The organism is Streptomyces odontomachicola (genome assembly GCF_039605595.1).
In the GTDB taxonomy this organism is placed as follows: domain Bacteria; phylum Actinomycetota; class Actinomycetes; order Streptomycetales; family Streptomycetaceae; genus Streptomyces.
Genome location: NZ_JBCFOK010000018.1, coordinates 135303 through 150881 on the forward strand (window position 1 = coordinate 135303; position 15579 = coordinate 150881).

Annotated in this window: 14 protein-coding genes; 6 read left to right on the forward strand and 8 right to left on the reverse strand. The window is 72.1% G+C overall.

Annotated elements, in window-relative coordinates; all coding sequences use genetic code 11:
- Positions 1-24 precede the first annotated feature (24 nt).
- Both ABEE00_RS29015 and ABEE00_RS29020 read left to right on the forward strand, forming a co-directional pair.
- Positions 25-1959, forward strand: coding sequence for a S9 family peptidase (locus ABEE00_RS29015; RefSeq protein ID WP_345748687.1), 1935 nt, complete (start codon positions 25-27; stop codon positions 1957-1959).
- A 58-nt stretch (positions 1960-2017) separates the two neighbouring features.
- Positions 2018-2707: a DUF3159 domain-containing protein gene (locus tag ABEE00_RS29020; RefSeq protein ID WP_345748688.1), complete on the forward strand. Its 690-nt coding sequence runs from the start codon at positions 2018-2020 to the stop codon at positions 2705-2707.
- A gap of 109 nt (positions 2708-2816) precedes the next feature.
- Here ABEE00_RS29020 and ABEE00_RS29025 read toward each other — a convergent pair whose 3' ends face one another.
- The 4 genes from ABEE00_RS29025 to ABEE00_RS29040 all read right to left on the reverse strand — a co-directional run bounded on the left by ABEE00_RS29025 (position 2817) and on the right by ABEE00_RS29040 (position 7573).
- Positions 2817-2963, reverse strand: a complete 147-nt coding sequence (locus ABEE00_RS29025) for a hypothetical protein (protein WP_345748689.1) — start codon at positions 2961-2963, stop codon at positions 2817-2819.
- Positions 2950-3879 (reverse strand): alpha/beta fold hydrolase, encoded by a 930-nt coding sequence (locus ABEE00_RS29030; protein ID WP_345748690.1) that lies wholly within the window; start codon positions 3877-3879, stop codon positions 2950-2952. The genes ABEE00_RS29025 and ABEE00_RS29030 overlap by 14 nt, the downstream gene beginning before the upstream one ends.
- Positions 3880-3929: 50 nt before the next feature.
- On the reverse strand, positions 3930-6311 hold the full coding sequence (locus ABEE00_RS29035; protein ID WP_345748691.1) for an FdhF/YdeP family oxidoreductase: 2382 nt from the start codon (positions 6309-6311) through the stop codon (positions 3930-3932).
- A gap of 125 nt (positions 6312-6436) precedes the next feature.
- Positions 6437-7573, reverse strand: coding sequence for an aromatic ring-hydroxylating oxygenase subunit alpha (locus ABEE00_RS29040; RefSeq protein WP_345748692.1), 1137 nt, complete (start codon positions 7571-7573; stop codon positions 6437-6439).
- 666 nt (positions 7574-8239) lie between these two features.
- Between ABEE00_RS29040 and ABEE00_RS29045 the strand changes: the two genes are divergently transcribed.
- From ABEE00_RS29045 to ABEE00_RS29060, 4 genes are all read left to right on the forward strand, one after another.
- Positions 8240-8560, forward strand: coding sequence for a bifunctional 3-phenylpropionate/cinnamic acid dioxygenase ferredoxin subunit (locus ABEE00_RS29045; protein ID WP_345748693.1), 321 nt, complete (start codon positions 8240-8242; stop codon positions 8558-8560).
- Positions 8557-9735 (forward strand): NAD(P)/FAD-dependent oxidoreductase, encoded by a 1179-nt coding sequence (locus ABEE00_RS29050; RefSeq protein ID WP_345748694.1) that lies wholly within the window; start codon positions 8557-8559, stop codon positions 9733-9735. Before ABEE00_RS29045 ends, ABEE00_RS29050 begins: the two co-directional genes overlap by 4 nt.
- A 125-nt stretch (positions 9736-9860) precedes the next feature.
- Positions 9861-10352 carry a GNAT family N-acetyltransferase gene (locus tag ABEE00_RS29055; RefSeq protein ID WP_345748695.1) on the forward strand — a complete coding sequence of 164 codons (492 nt, stop codon included), beginning with the start codon at positions 9861-9863 and terminating at the stop codon, positions 10350-10352.
- An 89-nt stretch (positions 10353-10441) separates the two neighbouring features.
- Positions 10442-10831 carry a RidA family protein gene (locus ABEE00_RS29060; RefSeq protein WP_345748696.1) on the forward strand — a complete coding sequence of 130 codons (390 nt, stop codon included), beginning with the start codon at positions 10442-10444 and terminating at the stop codon, positions 10829-10831.
- Between the two features lie 90 nt (positions 10832-10921).
- Here ABEE00_RS29060 and ABEE00_RS29065 read toward each other — a convergent pair whose 3' ends face one another.
- From ABEE00_RS29065 to ABEE00_RS29080, 4 genes are all read right to left on the reverse strand, one after another.
- The gene (locus ABEE00_RS29065; RefSeq protein ID WP_345748697.1) at positions 10922-11746 is read right to left on the reverse strand and encodes an aldo/keto reductase; all 825 of its coding nucleotides are present in this window, start codon (positions 11744-11746) and stop codon (positions 10922-10924) included.
- A gap of 82 nt (positions 11747-11828) precedes the next feature.
- Entirely contained in the window at positions 11829-13058 is a 1230-nt protein-coding gene (locus ABEE00_RS29070) for an MFS transporter (RefSeq protein WP_345748698.1), read from the reverse strand.
- 232 nt (positions 13059-13290) lie between these two features.
- The gene (gene purU, locus ABEE00_RS29075; RefSeq protein ID WP_345748699.1) at positions 13291-14139 is read right to left on the reverse strand and encodes a formyltetrahydrofolate deformylase; all 849 of its coding nucleotides are present in this window, start codon (positions 14137-14139) and stop codon (positions 13291-13293) included.
- Positions 14140-14185: 46 nt separating this feature from the next.
- Complete coding sequence (locus ABEE00_RS29080; RefSeq protein ID WP_345748700.1) at positions 14186-15556, reverse strand: L-serine ammonia-lyase; 1371 nt, start codon at positions 15554-15556, stop codon at positions 14186-14188.
- Positions 15557-15579 lie beyond the last annotated feature (23 nt).

The window sequence follows — 15579 nt, forward strand, 5'->3', positions numbered from 1 at the left end:
GGAAGAGAACGGGGGATCAATCGCATGACAAGTGTGCAGGCATCGCGTGGCGTTCGGCGTCTCGCCGTCGAGGAGCTCTTCGGGGCGCCCGTGCGGGCGGGGGCGCGCATCTCGCCCGACGGGAGGCGGATCGCGTATCTGGCGCCGTGGCGCGGGCGGTTGAACGTCTGGGTCGAGGCCATCGACGCAGCACAGGGCGGCGACGGCCGGGCGGAGGCGCGCTGCGTCACCGCCGACGACAAGCGCAGCGTGCACGTCTACCACTGGTGCGACGACCCGCGCTGGCTGCTGTACGAGCAGGACGGCGACGGGGACGAGAACTGGCACGTGTACCGGGTCGACCTGGAGGACCCTGAGGCCCCGGCCGTCGACCTCACCCCGTTCCCCGGCGCGCGGGCCGTCGGCTTCGAGACGAGCCCCGCGCGACCGGGCAGGGCACTCGTACGGCTGAACCACCGCGACCCCGCGCAGTTCGACCTCCACGAACTCACCATCGCCACCGGCGAGTTGACGCTGCTGGCGGAGAACCCGGGGCACATCGGCAACTTCCTGCACGCGAAGGACGGCGCGCTCTACGCGCACACCCTCACCGGACAGGGCGACATCCGGCTGTCGGAGTGGGACGCGGCGACGGGGGAGCTGCGCCCGGTGATCACCTTCGACGGCGCCGACTATCCGCTGGACATCCACCCCTTCGAGCTCACCCCGGACGGCACCGGCGTCTGGCTCGGCTCCAACCGGGGCACCGACCGCACCCGGCTGGTGCGCCTCGACCTGACCACCGGCGAGGAGACGGAGGTCGAAGGCGACCCTGACGGGCATCCCGGCGGGCACCCCGCGTACGACCTCGACACGCGCTCCGCCGTCTTCCCCACGCTGCCCTCGCCGCTCATCCGCCACCGGGGCACGGGGGAGCTGCTCGGGGTGCGGTACCTCGGTGAGCGGCAGGTGATACGCGCGCTGGACCCGCGCTTCGCGGCCGTACTGGGGGAGTTGGAGCGGCTCTCGGAGGGCGATGTGGGCGCTCTCTCCTCGGACGAGAGCGGGCAGCGGTGGGTGGTCACCTTCACGCGCGACCGCGATCCGGGTGTCACGTACTTCTACGACCACGCCACCGGCGAGAGCCGGCTGCTCTTCCGGCCCCTGCCGCATCTGGGGCCCGATGTGCTCGCGCCGATGACGCCGGTGAGCATCACCGCGCGCGACGGGCTGCGGCTGCCCGCGTATCTGACGCTCCCGCTGGGCGCGGAGCCCGCGCGGCTGCCGATGGTGCTGCTGGTGCACGGCGGACCCTGGCACCGCGATAGCTGGGGCTTCGATCCGACCGCGCAGTTGCTGGCGAATCGCGGATATGCGGTGTTGCAGGTCAACTTCCGTGGTTCCGCCGGGTACGGGAAGGCGTTCCAGCAGGCCGGGATCGGCGAGCTGGCCGGCGCGATGCACGACGACCTGATCGACGCCGTGGACTGGGCGGTGCGCGAGGGCTACGCGGACCGGGACAGGGTCGCCGTCTTCGGCGGGTCCTACGGCGGCTACGCCGCGCTGGTCGGGGTCTCCTTCACGCCGGGCGTGTTCGCCGCGGCCGTCGACTTCTGCGGGATCTCGAACCTCGTGACGTTCCTGCGCAGCGTGCCGGACTTCGCCAAGCCGTACCTGGTCAACAACTGGCACCGGTACGCGGGCGACCCCGAGGACCCGCGGCAGGCGGCGGAGCTGTGGGCGCGCTCGCCGCTCAGCCGCGCCGAGCACATCCGTACGCCGCTGATGGTGGTGCAGGGCGCCAACGACCCGCGCGTGCCGCGGGCCGAGTCCGACCGGATCGTGGAGGCGCTGCGGGAGCGCGGCGTCGCCGTCGAGTACATGGTCAAGGACGACGAGGGCCACGGCTTCGTGAACCCGGCGAACAACATCGACATGTACCGCGTGGCCGACGCCTTCCTGGCCCGCCACCTGCGGTGATCTCCACCTTCGGCAAGACGCCCGAACCCACACCCACTTGGTGAGGTGACCTCACGTCATGACGGAACCCATACCTTCCACCGCTCCCAAGCCGGAGTCCGAGCCCGAGCCCGAGCCCGCGCCCGAGCCCGCGGCGAAGCCCGCCCTGCTGGAGCAGATGGGCGGCACGACCGGGCTGGTCTACACGATGCTGCCCATCGCGGCCTTCGTGCTCGCCAACGCCTCGCTCGGCCTGACCGCGGCCATCGTGACCGCCGTCGGTGTCGCCGTAGCGATCAGCGTGCTGCGCCTGGTGCGCAGGGAGCCGCTGCAGCCCGCGCTCTCCGGCCTGTTCGGCGTCGCGGTCGCCTCGTTCGTGGCATGGAAGACCGGCTCGGCCAAGGGCTTCTTCCTGATGGGCATCTGGTCCAACCTCGCGCTGTGCCTGCTGTTCCTCCTCTCGGTCGCCGTACGCCGCCCGCTGGCCGGGATCGTGTGGGGCGCGCTGAACGGGACCGGGACCGCCTGGCTCGGCGACAGGCGCTCGCGCCGCGACTACGACATCGCCACGCTCGCCCTCACCGCAGTCTTCGCGCTGCGCTTCGTCGTGTGGCAGTGGCTGTACGACGGCGACCACACCGGCTGGCTGGCCGTCGCCCGCGTCGCGATGGGCTACCCGCTCCTGGGCCTGGCCCTGCTCACGGTGGTGTGGGCGGGACGCCGCTCCGGCAAGCGGCTCCGCCGGGAAGCCCAGCCGAGGTCGAGGTGACCAGCGTGTTCGACGCCTGGGAACGGCGCGCTTACAAGGGGGAGTTCAGGGCGCTCGCGGAACGCTTCGACGCCGCCGTGCCCGGGCTGCGCAAGGCGCTCCGCGACTCCTACCTCTCCAGCAGGGCGGTCGGCGGCGGCTGGGCGTCCTCCTGGCGCTTCTCCGCCCGAGCCGCGCCGGGCCCGTCGGCCGCCAGGCGTACGGCGGCGTCGCGAAGGTCCTCGCGGGGCCCTCCTGCGGGCTCAGTGGGCCGCACGATCGGCCCCACCGGTCGCGGTCCGGGCGCGCAGGAACGGCAGCACGTGGCCGAGGAATTCGCGCGGCCTCTCGTTGAACGGCTCGTGCCCGGTGGGCAGACGCACCGCCGTGGCATGCGGCAGCGCCGCACGCGCACGCCGCCCGTCGACCGGATCGGGTACGACGGGGTCGCGGCGCCCCCAGATGAGCAGCGTCGGCACGGTCCCGGGTACGCACGGCTGCCCGCCCGCGCCGCCGCCGAGGTCGAAGGAGGGCTCGGTGAAGCTCCGCCAGAGCGCGCAGTGCGTCTCCAACCGGGCCCGCTCGTACCGCAGTCGCTTCGCCCGCGCATACGTGGCGCGGGCACTGGACGTGCGCAGCCGCCCCAGATAGGCGCGGGCCAGCGGCGCGGCCAGCAGGCGCGCGGTGCGCGGGCGGCCCATGACGGTGCGGCAGAAGAAACGGGTGAGCGCGTTGCGCGGAGTGAAGCCGCCGGGGTCGACCAGGATCACGCCGGCGACCGCGGCGGGACGGCGCCGCGCCAGCCGCGCGGCGACGTACCCGCCGACACTGTTGCCGAGCACCGAGAGCCGCGTCAGGCCACGGGAGGCGAGCGCGTCGACGACCTCCTCGGCCACGGTGACCAGTCCCTCCGCCGTGACCTGCGCGGGGGCGGTCGTGGTGGAGCCGCCGAAGCCGGGCCAGTCGAGCGTCACCACGGTCGCCTCGCGGGCCAGTGCGGGGAGGACCGCGTCGAAGTCGCGGCTGTCGCCGGGGTTGGCGTGCAGCAGCAGGACGGCGGCGCCCCCGCTTCCGCCCCAGCCCCCGTCTCCGTCTCCGATGACGCGTACGGACACCTCGCCCAGCGCGGTGGGCACCGTGAAGTGCGTCTGTACGGCGGCGAGTTGCGGGCTCTGCGGCAGATGGCGCGTCAACGGGGCCTCCCTCGGGTCGGCCACAGCCTCAGCCGTGACCGACCGGTCGGTCAAGAGGCGCCGCCCACCACGGAAGCGTCGTCCGCCACGGAACCGCCTTCCGCCGCCGCGCCGTCCGCCGCCTCCAGCCGTACGACCACGCTCTTCGACGTCGGCGTGTTGCTGATGTCGGCGACGCTGTCCAGGGGGACCAGGACGTTGGTCTCCGGGTAGTAGGAGGCGGCCGAGCCCGGGGGAGTGGGGTAGGAGACCACGCGGAAGTTCGGGGCCCGGCGCTCGGCGCCGTCGCTCCACACGCCCACCAGGTCCACCGTGCTGCCGTCGGCGATGCCCAGTTCGCGCAGGTCGGAGGGGTTGACGAGCACCACGCGGCGGCCGCCCTTGATGCCGCGGTAGCGGTCGTCGAGGGCGTAGGGGATGGTGTTCCACTGGTCGTGCGAGCGGAGGGTCTGCAGGAGCAGATGGCCCGCGGGGACCTCGGGGGCCTCGTACGCGTTCGCGGTGAAGTTCGCCTTGCCCGTCGGCGTGCGGAAGACCCGCTCGTTGACCGGGTTGGGCAGGCGGAAGCCGCCCGGCTCGCGCACCCGCGCGTTGAAGTCCTCGAAGCCGGCGACCACCCGGGCGATGCGCTCGCGGATCGTGTCGTAGTCCGCCTCGAACTCCGCCCAGGGGATCGCGGGTCCCTCCCCACGGTCGCCCAGCACCTTGCGGGCCAGGCGCGTGATGATGCTGACCTCGCTCAGCAGGTGCGGCGATGCTGGCTTGAGGCGACCGCGGGTGGAGTGCACCTCGCTCATGGAGTCCTCGACCGTCATGAACTGCTCGCCGCTCGCCTGCACGTCGTGGTCGCTGCGCCCGAGCGTCGGCAGGATCAGCGCGGTGCGCCCGCACACCGCGTGCGAGCGGTTGAGCTTGGTGGAGATGTGCGCGGTGAGACGGCAGTTGCGCAGCGCCGCCTCGGTGGCCTCGCTGTCGGGGGTGGCCCGTACGAAGTTGCCCGCGACCCCCAGGAACACCTTGGCCTTGCCGTCCCGCATGGCGCGGATCGAGTCCACCGAGTCGAGCCCGTGCGCGCGGGGCGGGCTGAAGCGGAACTCCTTCTCCAGCGCGTCCATGAAGGGCTCGGGCATCCGCTCCCAGATGCCCATGGTCCTGTCGCCCTGCACGTTGCTGTGCCCGCGCACCGGGCAGACCCCGGCGCCGGGGCGGCCGATGTTGCCGCGCAGCAGCAGGAAGTTGACCACCTCGCGGATGGTGGGCACGCCGTGCTTGTGCTGGGTGAGGCCCATGGCCCAGCACACGATCACCTTGCCGCTGCCCCGTACCCGCTCGTGGACCTCCTCGATCTGCTCGCGGGTGAGTCCGGTGTCCTGAAGCACCGCGTCCCACGAGGTGCCGCGGATGTGCTCGGCGAACTCCTCGAAGCCGCTGGTGTGCGCGTCGATGAACTCGCGGTCCAGGACGGTGCCGGGCTCCTTCTCCTCGGCCTCCAGGAGCAGCAGGTTCAGCGCCTGGAAGAGGGCGAGGTCGCCGCCGGGGCGGATCTGCAGGAACTGGTCGGCGATCTCGGTGCCCCGGCCGAGCACGCCGCGCACCTTCTGCGGGTGCTTGAAGCGCTTGAGGCCCGCCTCGGGCAGCGGGTTCACGGCGACGACCTGGCCGCCCCGGCGCTTGGTCTCCTCCAGCGCGGAGAGCATCCGCGGGTGGTTGGTGCCCGGGTTCTGGCCCACCACGAACACGAGGTCGGCCTCGTACAGATCGTCCAGGCTCACGCTGCCCTTGCCGATGCCCAGCGTCTCGTTGAGGGCCGAGCCGCTGGACTCGTGGCACATGTTGGAGCAGTCGGGCAGGTTGTTGGTGCCGAAGGCGCGCGCGAAGAGCTGGAGCAGGAAGGCCGGCTCGTTCGCCAGCCGCCCCGAGGTGTAGAACAGCGCCTCGTCCGGGTTCTCCAGCGCGCGCAGCTCCTCGGCGAGCAGGTCCAGCGCCTCTTCCCAGCCGATGGGCTCGTAGTGCTCGGCGCCCGGGCGCAGCACCATCGGCTCGGTGAGGCGGCCCTGCTGGTTGAGCCAGTGGTCGGTGGCGCGGCCCAGCTCCTCGACCGTGTGCCGACGGAAGAAGTCGGGGGTGATACGGCGTGAGGTGGCCTCGTCCGCGATGTGCTTGGCGCCGTTCTCGCAGTACTCGTTGGAGTGCCGTTCCTTCGGCCCCGGGTCGGGCCAGGCGCAGCCGGGGCAGTCGAAGCCCTTGGCCTGGTTGATGTTCAGCAGCGTCAGCGCCGTACGCCGCGGAGAGGTCTGGCCCAGCGCGTACTGGAGGGCGTGCGCGACGGCCGGTGCGCCGGTGGCCCAGGTTTTGGGCGCGGAGACGGACAGCTTCTCCTCGTCCGCACCCTCGATGTCCGGCCTCTCAAGCCCGTCGTGCCTGTCGCGCATGGAGCTCGTCCTTTCCTGCTGTCGTGGCACCCGGAGGGTACCCGTCCCCGATGCGGGGCCCGTCGGCCGCTCCCCCCTCACCCTCACAGCGAGGGGCGCGGCCGACGGGCCGGTCCGGGGCGGGCTCAGCCCTCCGCCTCCTCCTTCGCCAGCCGGGTCCGGAGCCAGGAGTGGAACTCGCCGATGTGGTGCTCGCTGGGTACGAGCACTCCGCCCCCGGCGTAGGCGCGCGAGCCCATGCCCGGCTGGGTGCGCTCGCACGCGTCGAAGTCCTGTTGATTGACGCGGTGGAAGAGCTCCACGGAGCGCTCCACGTCCGCACCGCCCTCGACCACGTGCGGCAGGTAGAGCCAGTCGCACTCAACCACGGTGCGGTCGTGTGCCATCGGGAACATCCGGTGGAAGATCACGTGGTCGGGCACGAGGTTGATGAACACCTGCGGGCGCACGGTGATCGCGTAATACCGCCGGTCCTGTTCCTCGGAGACGGTCGGAATGCGCTCGAGACCCTCGGAGCCGTCCACCGTGAAGCCCTTGGCCTCCTCGGAGAACTCGGCGCCGTGGCCCACGTAATACTGCGCCGCCAGCCCGTCGGCGAACTCGGGGAGCACCTCGGTGAGTTCGGGGTGGATGGTGGCGCAGTGGTAGCACTCCATGAAGTTCTCGATGATGAGCTTCCAGTTGGCCGCCACGTCGTAGGTGATGCGTTTGCCGACGCGAAGGTTCTCGATGCCGTAGCGCTCCACGGCCTCGGTGTCGCCCAGCCGCTCGGCTACCGCGCCCATCACCTCCTCCTCGAAGGAGGGCGGGTCCTCGGCCAGGCACACCCACACATGACCCAGCCACTCGCGCACGTTCACATGGACCAGACCGTAGGCGCCGCGGTCGATGTCGGGCATGGAGGTGAGGTTGGGCGCGGCCACCAGCTTGCCGTCGAGCCCGTACGTCCAGGCGTGGTACGGACATTGGAAGGCGCGCTTGACCTCGCCGGACTCCTCGGTGCACAGGCGGGCGCCGCGGTGCCGGCAGATGTTGAGGAAGGCGCGCACCGAGCCGTTCCGCGCACGGGTGATCAGCACGCTCTCGCGGCCGGCCTGCACGGTGCGGAAGGCGCCGGGTTTGTCCAGCTCGTCGGCGCGCACGGCGCAGAACCACATCCGCTCGAAGAGGTAGCGCTGTTCCCGCGCGAAGAACTCGGGATCCGTATAGGCGCTGCCGGGCAGCGTGGCGATCAGGCTGGGCGGGAGGCTGGTGAGGGTCATCGTGGTGCCACCTTTCGTCAAGGTGCGGGAGCTCCTTGGTGCGGACGGGACGCGCAGGGGTGTCCACCCCGCGGCCGGTGGGGCCGCGCGGCGGACAGGGGCTGTGGTGGAGCGGGGAGAGGCGGTGCGGGGACCTGCGGGGAACCGGGTGGAGCCGGCGCCCGGTGCGCGAAGCGTCCCAACGGCCGGGCACCGCCCGGTGTTTCGCATCGCGCATTCCGTTGCGCTGTGAGAGACGGTGCGGCAGCCGCGAGTTGGCTGTCAAGGGGTCGCGGGAGCGCGGGGCTCACGGGCGTCGCGGCCGCTTCCCCGGTCGCTTCTGCGGGCCCCGTGGTACGGCACGAGTTTCTACGCGCGCGTACGCGTATGCGCTGCGGCTTCGTTCCCGTGCCCGAAAGGCGCCGCGGACCAGTGGAGTTCTACGCGGGGTCACCCCTTGACAACCCCCCGCGCACCCAGAAATTCTGTTGCGCAGTGCGATCGCTGTTGCGCATTGCGGAACAGCTCCTCGCGAACATCCGCGCACATCATCTCCATTGAGCGTCCCCGACGTCCCGCCTCACCCGGTCCCTGGACCGGTGGCCCCGCATGCCTGCCCGGCCACCGGAGAACCGGTCGCGCATCTCTCTTCAGATCCCCATCGGGCAACCGAACCCGGAGGTTTCCATGATCACGGTGTGCTCACTCGAGGACCTGCCCCCCGGCGAGTCCCTGCGCATCACCGAGGGGGTGCCGGCCCCCATCGCGGTCTTCAACGCGGACGGCACCGTGTACGCGATCGACGACACCTGCACCCACCAGGACGCCTCCCTCGCCGACGGCTGGCTGGAGGGCTGCTTCGTCGAATGCCCGCTGCACACCTCCTTCTTCGACCTGCGCGACGGGCGCCCCACCTGCCCGCCGGCCAAGGCGGCCGTGCGCACCCACCCGGTTTCCGTGGTCGACGGCCAGATCAAGCTGCACATCACCGTAGGAGAGCCCGCATGAAGAACATCACGGTGGTCGGCGCCTCGCTGGCCGGACTGAGCACGGTGCGCGCGCTGCGCGCCGAGGGGTACGACGGGGAGATCACGGTGGTCGGTGCCGAGGAGCACCGCCCGTACGACAGGCCCCCGCTGTCCAAGGACTTCCTGTCCGGCGCGGTCGAGGCCGAGTCGCTGGAGCTCGCGGACGGCGACGACTACGAAGTGCTGGGCGCCCAGTGGCTGCTGGGGCAGCGTGCGCTGCGCCTCGACCCGGCGTCCCGCACCCTGGAGCTGTCGGGCGGCCGCCAGGTGCTCACCGACGGCGTCGTGGTGGCCACGGGGGCGACGCCCCGCGTGCTGCCCGGCGCCGAGGGGCTGGCCGGCATCCACACGCTGCGCACCCTCGACGACGCCGTGGCCCTGCGCGACGACCTGCGCAACGGCCCCGGGAACGTGGTGATCCTCGGCGCGGGCTTCATCGGCGCCGAAGTGGCCTCCACCGCCCGGAAGATGGGGCTGGACGTGACGGTCGTGGACCCCGTCGACGTACCCCTGGAGCGGGCGCTCGGCCGCGAGATGGGGGAGCTGGCCGACACCCTGCACGGCGACCACGGGGTGCGCCGTGTGCAGGACCGCACGGTCGGCTTCACCGGCGAGGGCCGGGTCACCGGCGTGTGCCTGGCCGGCGGCGAGGTGCTGCCCGCCGACACGGTGCTGGTCGGCGTCGGCGTCCAGCCCGTCACCGAGTGGCTCGCGGGCTCCGGGGTCGCGGTGGACGACGGCGTGGTCTGCGACGCGGGGTGCGCCTCCAGCGTCCCGAACGTGGTCGCCGTCGGCGATGTCGCCCGCCGCCCCGACCCGTTCACCGGCCGGCACGCGCGGGTCGAGCACTGGACCAGCGCCATGGAGCAGGCCGGATGCGCGGTCCGCACCCTGCTGGCCGGGGTCTCGGAGCCGCCGCCGGTGCGGGTGCCGTACTTCTGGTCGGACCAGTTCGGGGTGCGGCTGCAGTTCGCCGGGTACGCCGCTCCCGGCGCGCGGCCGCGGATCGTCGAGGGCGACGTGCAGGACCGGTCCTTCACCGCCGTCTACTACCGCCAGGAGTCCCCGGTCGCGGTGCTCTCCATGAACCGCCCCAAGCCCTTCAACCGCCTCCGCCGCACCCTCGTGGCCCCCTCGGCCCTGACCGCGGCCTGAACGGCGCGCCGCGCGGCGTCTGTTGACGCGCGACTGATATGTCAATCCCCGACGTGGGCATCGGGGCGTGACCCCGGCGGGCGCCCCGTGGACACCCGCGGCAGCGCCCGCCGACCATGTCCCGCATGCCTCCATGGACCATCACCCCGGCACCGCCCGACACCCCGCCCGTCGCCGCGCTCCTGTGGGAGTACGTGGCCGAGGTGGGCCGGCGCGTGGCGGGCCGCCCGGCGACCGACGCCGAGATCCGCGCGGTCCTGGCCCGCGACCCGCACACCGGACTGGCGCCCCCGCACGGTGAGTTCCTGCTCGCCCGCACCGAGCGCGGCGCGCTCCTCGGCTGTGCGGGGCTGCGCCTGCTGCCCGCTCTCCCCGGCACGGCGGAACTCAAGCGGATGTACGTACGCCCCGCGCACCGCGGCACGGGACTGGGCCGCGCACTCCTGCTGGCGGCCGAGGAGTCGGCCCGCACCCTGGGCGCCACCCGCACCGTCCTGGACACCCGCACCGGACTCCACGAGGCCCGCGCCCTGTACACCGCACACGGCTACCGGGAGACGGCCCCGTACAACACCGGCGGGGACGCGGAGCACTGGTACGTGAAGGAGCTCGGTTGAGCGGTGGTGGCCACCTGTCGTGGACGGACCTGCCGGTGAGGAATCAGGCGCAATGGACGAAAGCATGCGGGGCGCTTAACGTTCCGCGCATGACAGAGAGACGTGCGGTCCTCAGCGGTTCGGCGTTCGAGGAGCAGATCGGGTACGCCCGTGCCGTCGTGGACGGCGAGTGGGTGCACGTGTCGGGGACGACCGGCTTCGACTACGCCACCATGACGATCTCCGACGACGTGGTGGAGCAGGCCGAACAGTGCCTGCGCAACATCGAGTCCGCGCTCACCGAGGCCAAGTGCACCTTCGCCGACGTGGTGCGGGTGCGCTACATGCTGCCGGACCGCGAGGACTTCGAGCCCTGCTGGCCCGTGCTGCGCCGCCGCTTCGGCGAGGTGCGTCCGGCCGCCACGATGCTGATGTGCGGACTCGCCGACCCGCGCATGAAGATCGAGATCGAGGTGTACGCGCGCCGCCCCGCCGCGTGACCCCGTACGCCGTACCCCGTACGCGGAAGGCCGCCGCCCCCGGCGTGAGCGGGGAGCGGCGGCCTTGGAGCAATCAGCCCTGTGTGCGGCTCAGTTGAGGGTGTCGGGGTGCGGGCCCGTGCGCAGGTCGCGGTCGAGGGCGGAGAGGGCCTCCAGGTCGCCCGCGGTGAGCTCGAAGCCGAACACGTCGAGGTTCTGGCGGATGCGCTCGGGCGTCACCGACTTCGGGATCACGACGTTGCCGGTCTGCAGGTGCCAGCGCAGCACGACCTGCGCCGGGCTCACCCCGTACCGGGCGGCGATGTCGGTCACGGCCTGGTCCTTGAGCACCGCGCCCTGGGCCAGCGGGCTCCAGGCCTCGGTGACGATGCCGTTGGCCGCGTGGAAGTCGCGCAGCTCCTTCTGCTGGAGCCCGGGGTGCAGCTCGACCTGGTTGACGGCCGGGACGGTGCCGCCCAGGTCGATGAGGCGCTGGAGGTGCGGCGCCTGGAAGTTGGAGACGCCGATGGCGCGGGCGCGGCCGTCCGCGTAGATCTTCTCGAAGGCGCGCCAGGTGTCCGTGTACAGGTCGCGGGCCGGGGTCGGCCAGTGGATGAGGTACAGGTCCACGTAGTCGAGGCCGAGCTTCTCCAGCGAGGCGTCGAAGGCGGCCAGGGTGCTGTCGTAGCCCTGGTCGTCGTTCCACAGCTTGGTGGTCACGAACAGCTCGTCGCGGGCGACGCCGGACTCGGCCAGCGCCCGGCCCACGCCGCGCTCGTTGCCGTACACGGTGGCCGTGTCGATGCTGCGGTAACCGGCCTCCAGCGCGCTGGCGACCGCGGCGGTGGTCTCCTCGTCGGGGACCTGGAAGACGCCGAAGCCGAGCTGCGGCATCGCGACACCGTTGTTGAGCGTCACGTTCGGGATGGTGCTCATGGGAGGGGTCCTTCCGGGGTGGTTCTACGGATCTGCGGTTCTGCGATCCGTGGTTCTACGGGGATATCAGGGGCCGCGGGGCTCAGCCGCGTACGAGGTCGGCGTCCGGCGCGGCGGGCGCGGGCGCCGGGGCGGACTGCCGCTCCGGCCGCGCGGGCGCCTTCCGGCGGGAGCCGCGCTCCAGGCGGTGCGAGATCACCGCGAGGACCAGGGCGGCGGCGGTCAGCACGGCGCCGACCGCGTTGGGCGCCGTGTAGCCGTAGCCGGCGGCGATGACGAGCCCGCCGAGCCAGGCCGAGAGCGCGTTGCCCAGGTTGAAGGCGCCGATGTTGGCCGCCGAGGCCAGGGTGGGCGCGGCGTGCGCGTGGTCCAGCACCCGCTTCTGGAGCGGGGGCACGGTGGCGAAGCCCAGCGCCCCGATCAGGAAGACGGCGACGGCGGCGGTGACCTTGTGGTGCGCACCGGCGACGAACAGCGCGAGCACCAGGGCCAGGCCGCTCAGCGCGGTGTAGAGCATCGGCATCAGGCGCCGGTCGGCGAAGCGCCCGCCGAGCAGGTTGCCGGTGACCATGCCCAGGCCGAAGAGGACCATCAGCCAGGTGACGGAGGAGCCGGCGTAGCCCGCGACGTCCGTCATCATCGGCGCGATGTAGGTGATCGCCGCGAAGACGCCGCCGAAGCCGAGCACGGTCATCGCCATGGCGAGCAGGACCTGCGCGTTCTTGAAGGCGCGCACCTCGTCCCGCAGCCGTACGCCCTCGGGCTTGGGCAGGTCGGGGACCAGCGCGGCGATGCCGGCCAGGCCCAGCACGCCGAGCCCGGCGACGACCAGGAAGGTCACCCGCCAGCCCGCGCTCTGGCCGAGGAAGGTGCCCAGCGGTACGCCGACGACGTTGGCGACGGTCAGGCCGGTGAACATCATCGAGATCGCCCCGGCCTTCTTGTGCGGCGCGACCAGCTCGGCGGCGACGATCGAGCCGATGCCGAAGAAGGCGCCGTGCGCGAGCGAGGCCACGATCCGGCCGATCAGCATGACGGAGAAGGCCGGCGCGAGCGCGGAGACGATGTTGCCGAGGATGAACAGGCCCATGAGCAGCATGAGCATGTTCTTCCGCGAGACGCGGGTGCCGAGGACCGTCATGACAGGGGCCCCGGCCAGCACGCCGAGCGCGTAGCCGGTCACGAGGAGGCCCGCGGTCGGCACCGGGACGCCGAGGTCCGCGCCGACCTGGGGCAGCAGACCCATGATCACGAATTCGGTGGTCCCGATCCCGAAGGCCCCGATGGCCAGGGCCAGCAGTGCGAGTGGCATGACGAGAGTCCTTGATGCGGTGGAATGCGGCCCTTCGGGACCGCCGCTCCCGACATTACTTGCACACGCCGGTTATTTGCAAGCGCGCGCTAATGGCGCGCGAGGTTTTTGCGTACGCGGGCAATCCTACGGGGTGGGGGTGCGGGGCGGCGCCGGGCGCTCAGCGAGGCCGCCGCGTGCCCGGCCGAGGATCACCGCGCGCTCCGGCACGCACCGCCGCCGCCCCTCCCGCTCAGCGGAAGATCACCGTGCTCGTCCCGTTCAGCAGCACGCGGCGCTCGCAGTGCCAGCGGACCGCGCGGGAGAGCGCCAGGGCCTCGGCGTCCCGGCCGAGCGTCTGGAGCGCGGCGGGGGAGTGGGTGTGGTCGATGCGGGTGATCTCCTGCTCGATGATCGGGCCCTCGTCCAGGTCGGGGGTCACGTAGTGGGCGGTGGCGCCGACGAGCTTCACGCCGCGCTCGTACGCCTGGTGGTAGGGCCGAGCTCCCTTGAAGCCCGGCAGGAAGGAGTGGTGGATGTTGATCGCGCGGCCGTGCAGGGCCTTGCAGGTCTGGTCGGAGAGCACCTGCATGTAGCGCGCGAGCACGACGAGTTCGGCCTCGTACTCCTCGACCAGCTCCAGCAGACGGGCCTCGGCCTCCGGCTTGGTCTCCCGGGTGACCGGTACGTGGACGAAGGGCAGGCCCGCTGCCTCGGCCATGGGCCGCAGGTCCTCGTGGTTGGAGACGACGGCGACGATGTCGGCGCCCAGGCTGCCCGCGCGCCAGCGGTAGATCAGGTCGTTGAGGCAGTGGCCCTGCTTGGAGACCATCACGAGGACGCGCGCGGGCCGGTCCGGCGCGAAGTGGTAGTCCATCGCGAAGTCGGCCGCCACCGGGGCGAATCGGCGCGAGATCTCGTCCAGGTCCACGTCGTGGTCGGCCGTGACCTGGGTACGCAGGAACAGCCGCTCGCGTACCGGGTCGTCGAACTGCTGGTGCTCGGCGATGTCGCAGCCGTGCTCGAAGAGGTAGGCGCTGACCGCGCGCACGATGCCGGTGCGGTTCGGGCAGCTCAGGGTCAGGGTGAAGGAACGGGTCACGAGGGTCTCCTCAGCACTCCACGGTGTTTCGGCACTTCGCGGTGTCTCAGCACTCCACGATGTTGAGAGCCAGCCCTCCGCGGGCGGTCTCCTTGTACTTGTCCTTCATGTCGGCGCCCGTCTCGCGCATGGTCTTGATCGCCTTGTCCAGCGAGACGTGGTGCGCGCCGTCGCCCCGTATCGCCATCTGCGCGGCGGTGATGGCCTTGACGGAGGCCACCGCGTTCCGCTCGATGCACGGGATCTGCACGAGCCCGCCGACCGGATCGCAGGTCAGGCCCAGGTTGTGCTCGATGCCGATCTCCGCGGCGTTCTCCACCTGTTCGGGAGTGCAGCCGATGATCTCGGCGAGCCCGGCGGCCGCCATCGAGCAGGCGGAGCCGACCTCGCCCTGGCAGCCCACCTCGGCGCCCGAGATCGAGGCGTTCTCCTTGAACAGCAGGCCCATCGCCCCCGCGGTCAGCAGGAAGCGCACCGCCTCCTCGTCGGAGAACGGCAGGAAGCGCGCCGCGTAGTGCATGACCGCCGGCACGATGCCCGCGGCGCCGTTGGTCGGCGCCGTCACCACCCGCCCGCCCGCGGCGTTCTCCTCGTTCACCGCCAGCGCGTAGAGCGTCACCCACTCCATGGCGTGCAGGACCTGGGGCTCCTCGGTGCCGGATTCGAGCCGCGCGCGCAGCCGGGCCGCGCGCCGCCTGACCTTCAACCCGCCGGGCAGCACGCCCTCCGTGCGGGTGCCGCGCTCCACGCACTCGCGCATGACGGACCAGATGTGCAGCAGCCCGGAGCGGATCTCCTCCTCGCCGCGCCAGGACCGCTCGTTGGCCAGCATGATGTCGCTGATCCGCAGCCCCGTACGGCGGGTGAGCGCGAGCAGTTCGTCGCCGGTGCTGAACGGGTGCGGTACCGGGGTCGCGTCCTCCGCCAGCACCGGGCGGCCCGCCTCGTCCTCGTCCAGGACGAAGCCGCCGCCCACCGAGTAGTACGCGCGGCGCTCCAGCTCCGCGCCCCCGGCGTCGTACGCGGTGAAGAGCATCCCGTTGGAGTGGAAGTCCAGCCGCGCGCGGCGGTGCAGCACGACGTCCTCGTCCACGCTGAAGGCGATCTTGTGCTCGCCGCCGAGGCTGATGAGACCGTCCCCGCGCACCGCCGCGACCTGCGGCTGCGCGGCCACCGGATCGACCAGATGCGGCTGCTCCCCGCACAGCCCGAGCACCACGGCGCCGACGCTGCCGTGCCCGTGCCCGGTCGCGCCGAGCGAGCCGTACAGCTCGCAGCGCAGCGCGGCGGTACGCGCCAGCGCCCCCGTCTCGCGCAGCCTGCCGACGAAGAGGAAGGCCGCGCGCATGGGCCCCACCGTGTGCGAACTGGAGGGCCCGATACCGACCTTGAACAGGTCGAACACCGAAATGGTCATGAGCGCTCCCGGGGAGGCCGAGG

Coding starts and splice junctions, on each gene's coding strand:
- ABEE00_RS29020 (WP_345748688.1), top strand. CDS start 2,018: ATGACGGAACCCATACCTTCCACCGCTCCCAAGCCGGAGTCCGAGCCC.
- ABEE00_RS29045 (WP_345748693.1), top strand. CDS start 8,240: ATGATCACGGTGTGCTCACTCGAGGACCTGCCCCCCGGCGAGTCCCTG.
- ABEE00_RS29055 (WP_345748695.1), top strand. CDS start 9,861: ATGCCTCCATGGACCATCACCCCGGCACCGCCCGACACCCCGCCCGTC.
- ABEE00_RS29015 (WP_345748687.1), top strand. CDS start 25: ATGACAAGTGTGCAGGCATCGCGTGGCGTTCGGCGTCTCGCCGTCGAG.
- ABEE00_RS29080 (WP_345748700.1), bottom strand. CDS start 15,556: ATGACCATTTCGGTGTTCGACCTGTTCAAGGTCGGTATCGGGCCCTCC.
- ABEE00_RS29040 (WP_345748692.1), bottom strand. CDS start 7,573: ATGACCCTCACCAGCCTCCCGCCCAGCCTGATCGCCACGCTGCCCGGC.
- ABEE00_RS29060 (WP_345748696.1), top strand. CDS start 10,442: ATGACAGAGAGACGTGCGGTCCTCAGCGGTTCGGCGTTCGAGGAGCAG.
- ABEE00_RS29070 (WP_345748698.1), bottom strand. CDS start 13,058: ATGCCACTCGCACTGCTGGCCCTGGCCATCGGGGCCTTCGGGATCGGG.
- ABEE00_RS29065 (WP_345748697.1), bottom strand. CDS start 11,746: ATGAGCACCATCCCGAACGTGACGCTCAACAACGGTGTCGCGATGCCG.
- ABEE00_RS29050 (WP_345748694.1), top strand. CDS start 8,557: ATGAAGAACATCACGGTGGTCGGCGCCTCGCTGGCCGGACTGAGCACG.
- ABEE00_RS29035 (WP_345748691.1), bottom strand. CDS start 6,311: ATGCGCGACAGGCACGACGGGCTTGAGAGGCCGGACATCGAGGGTGCG.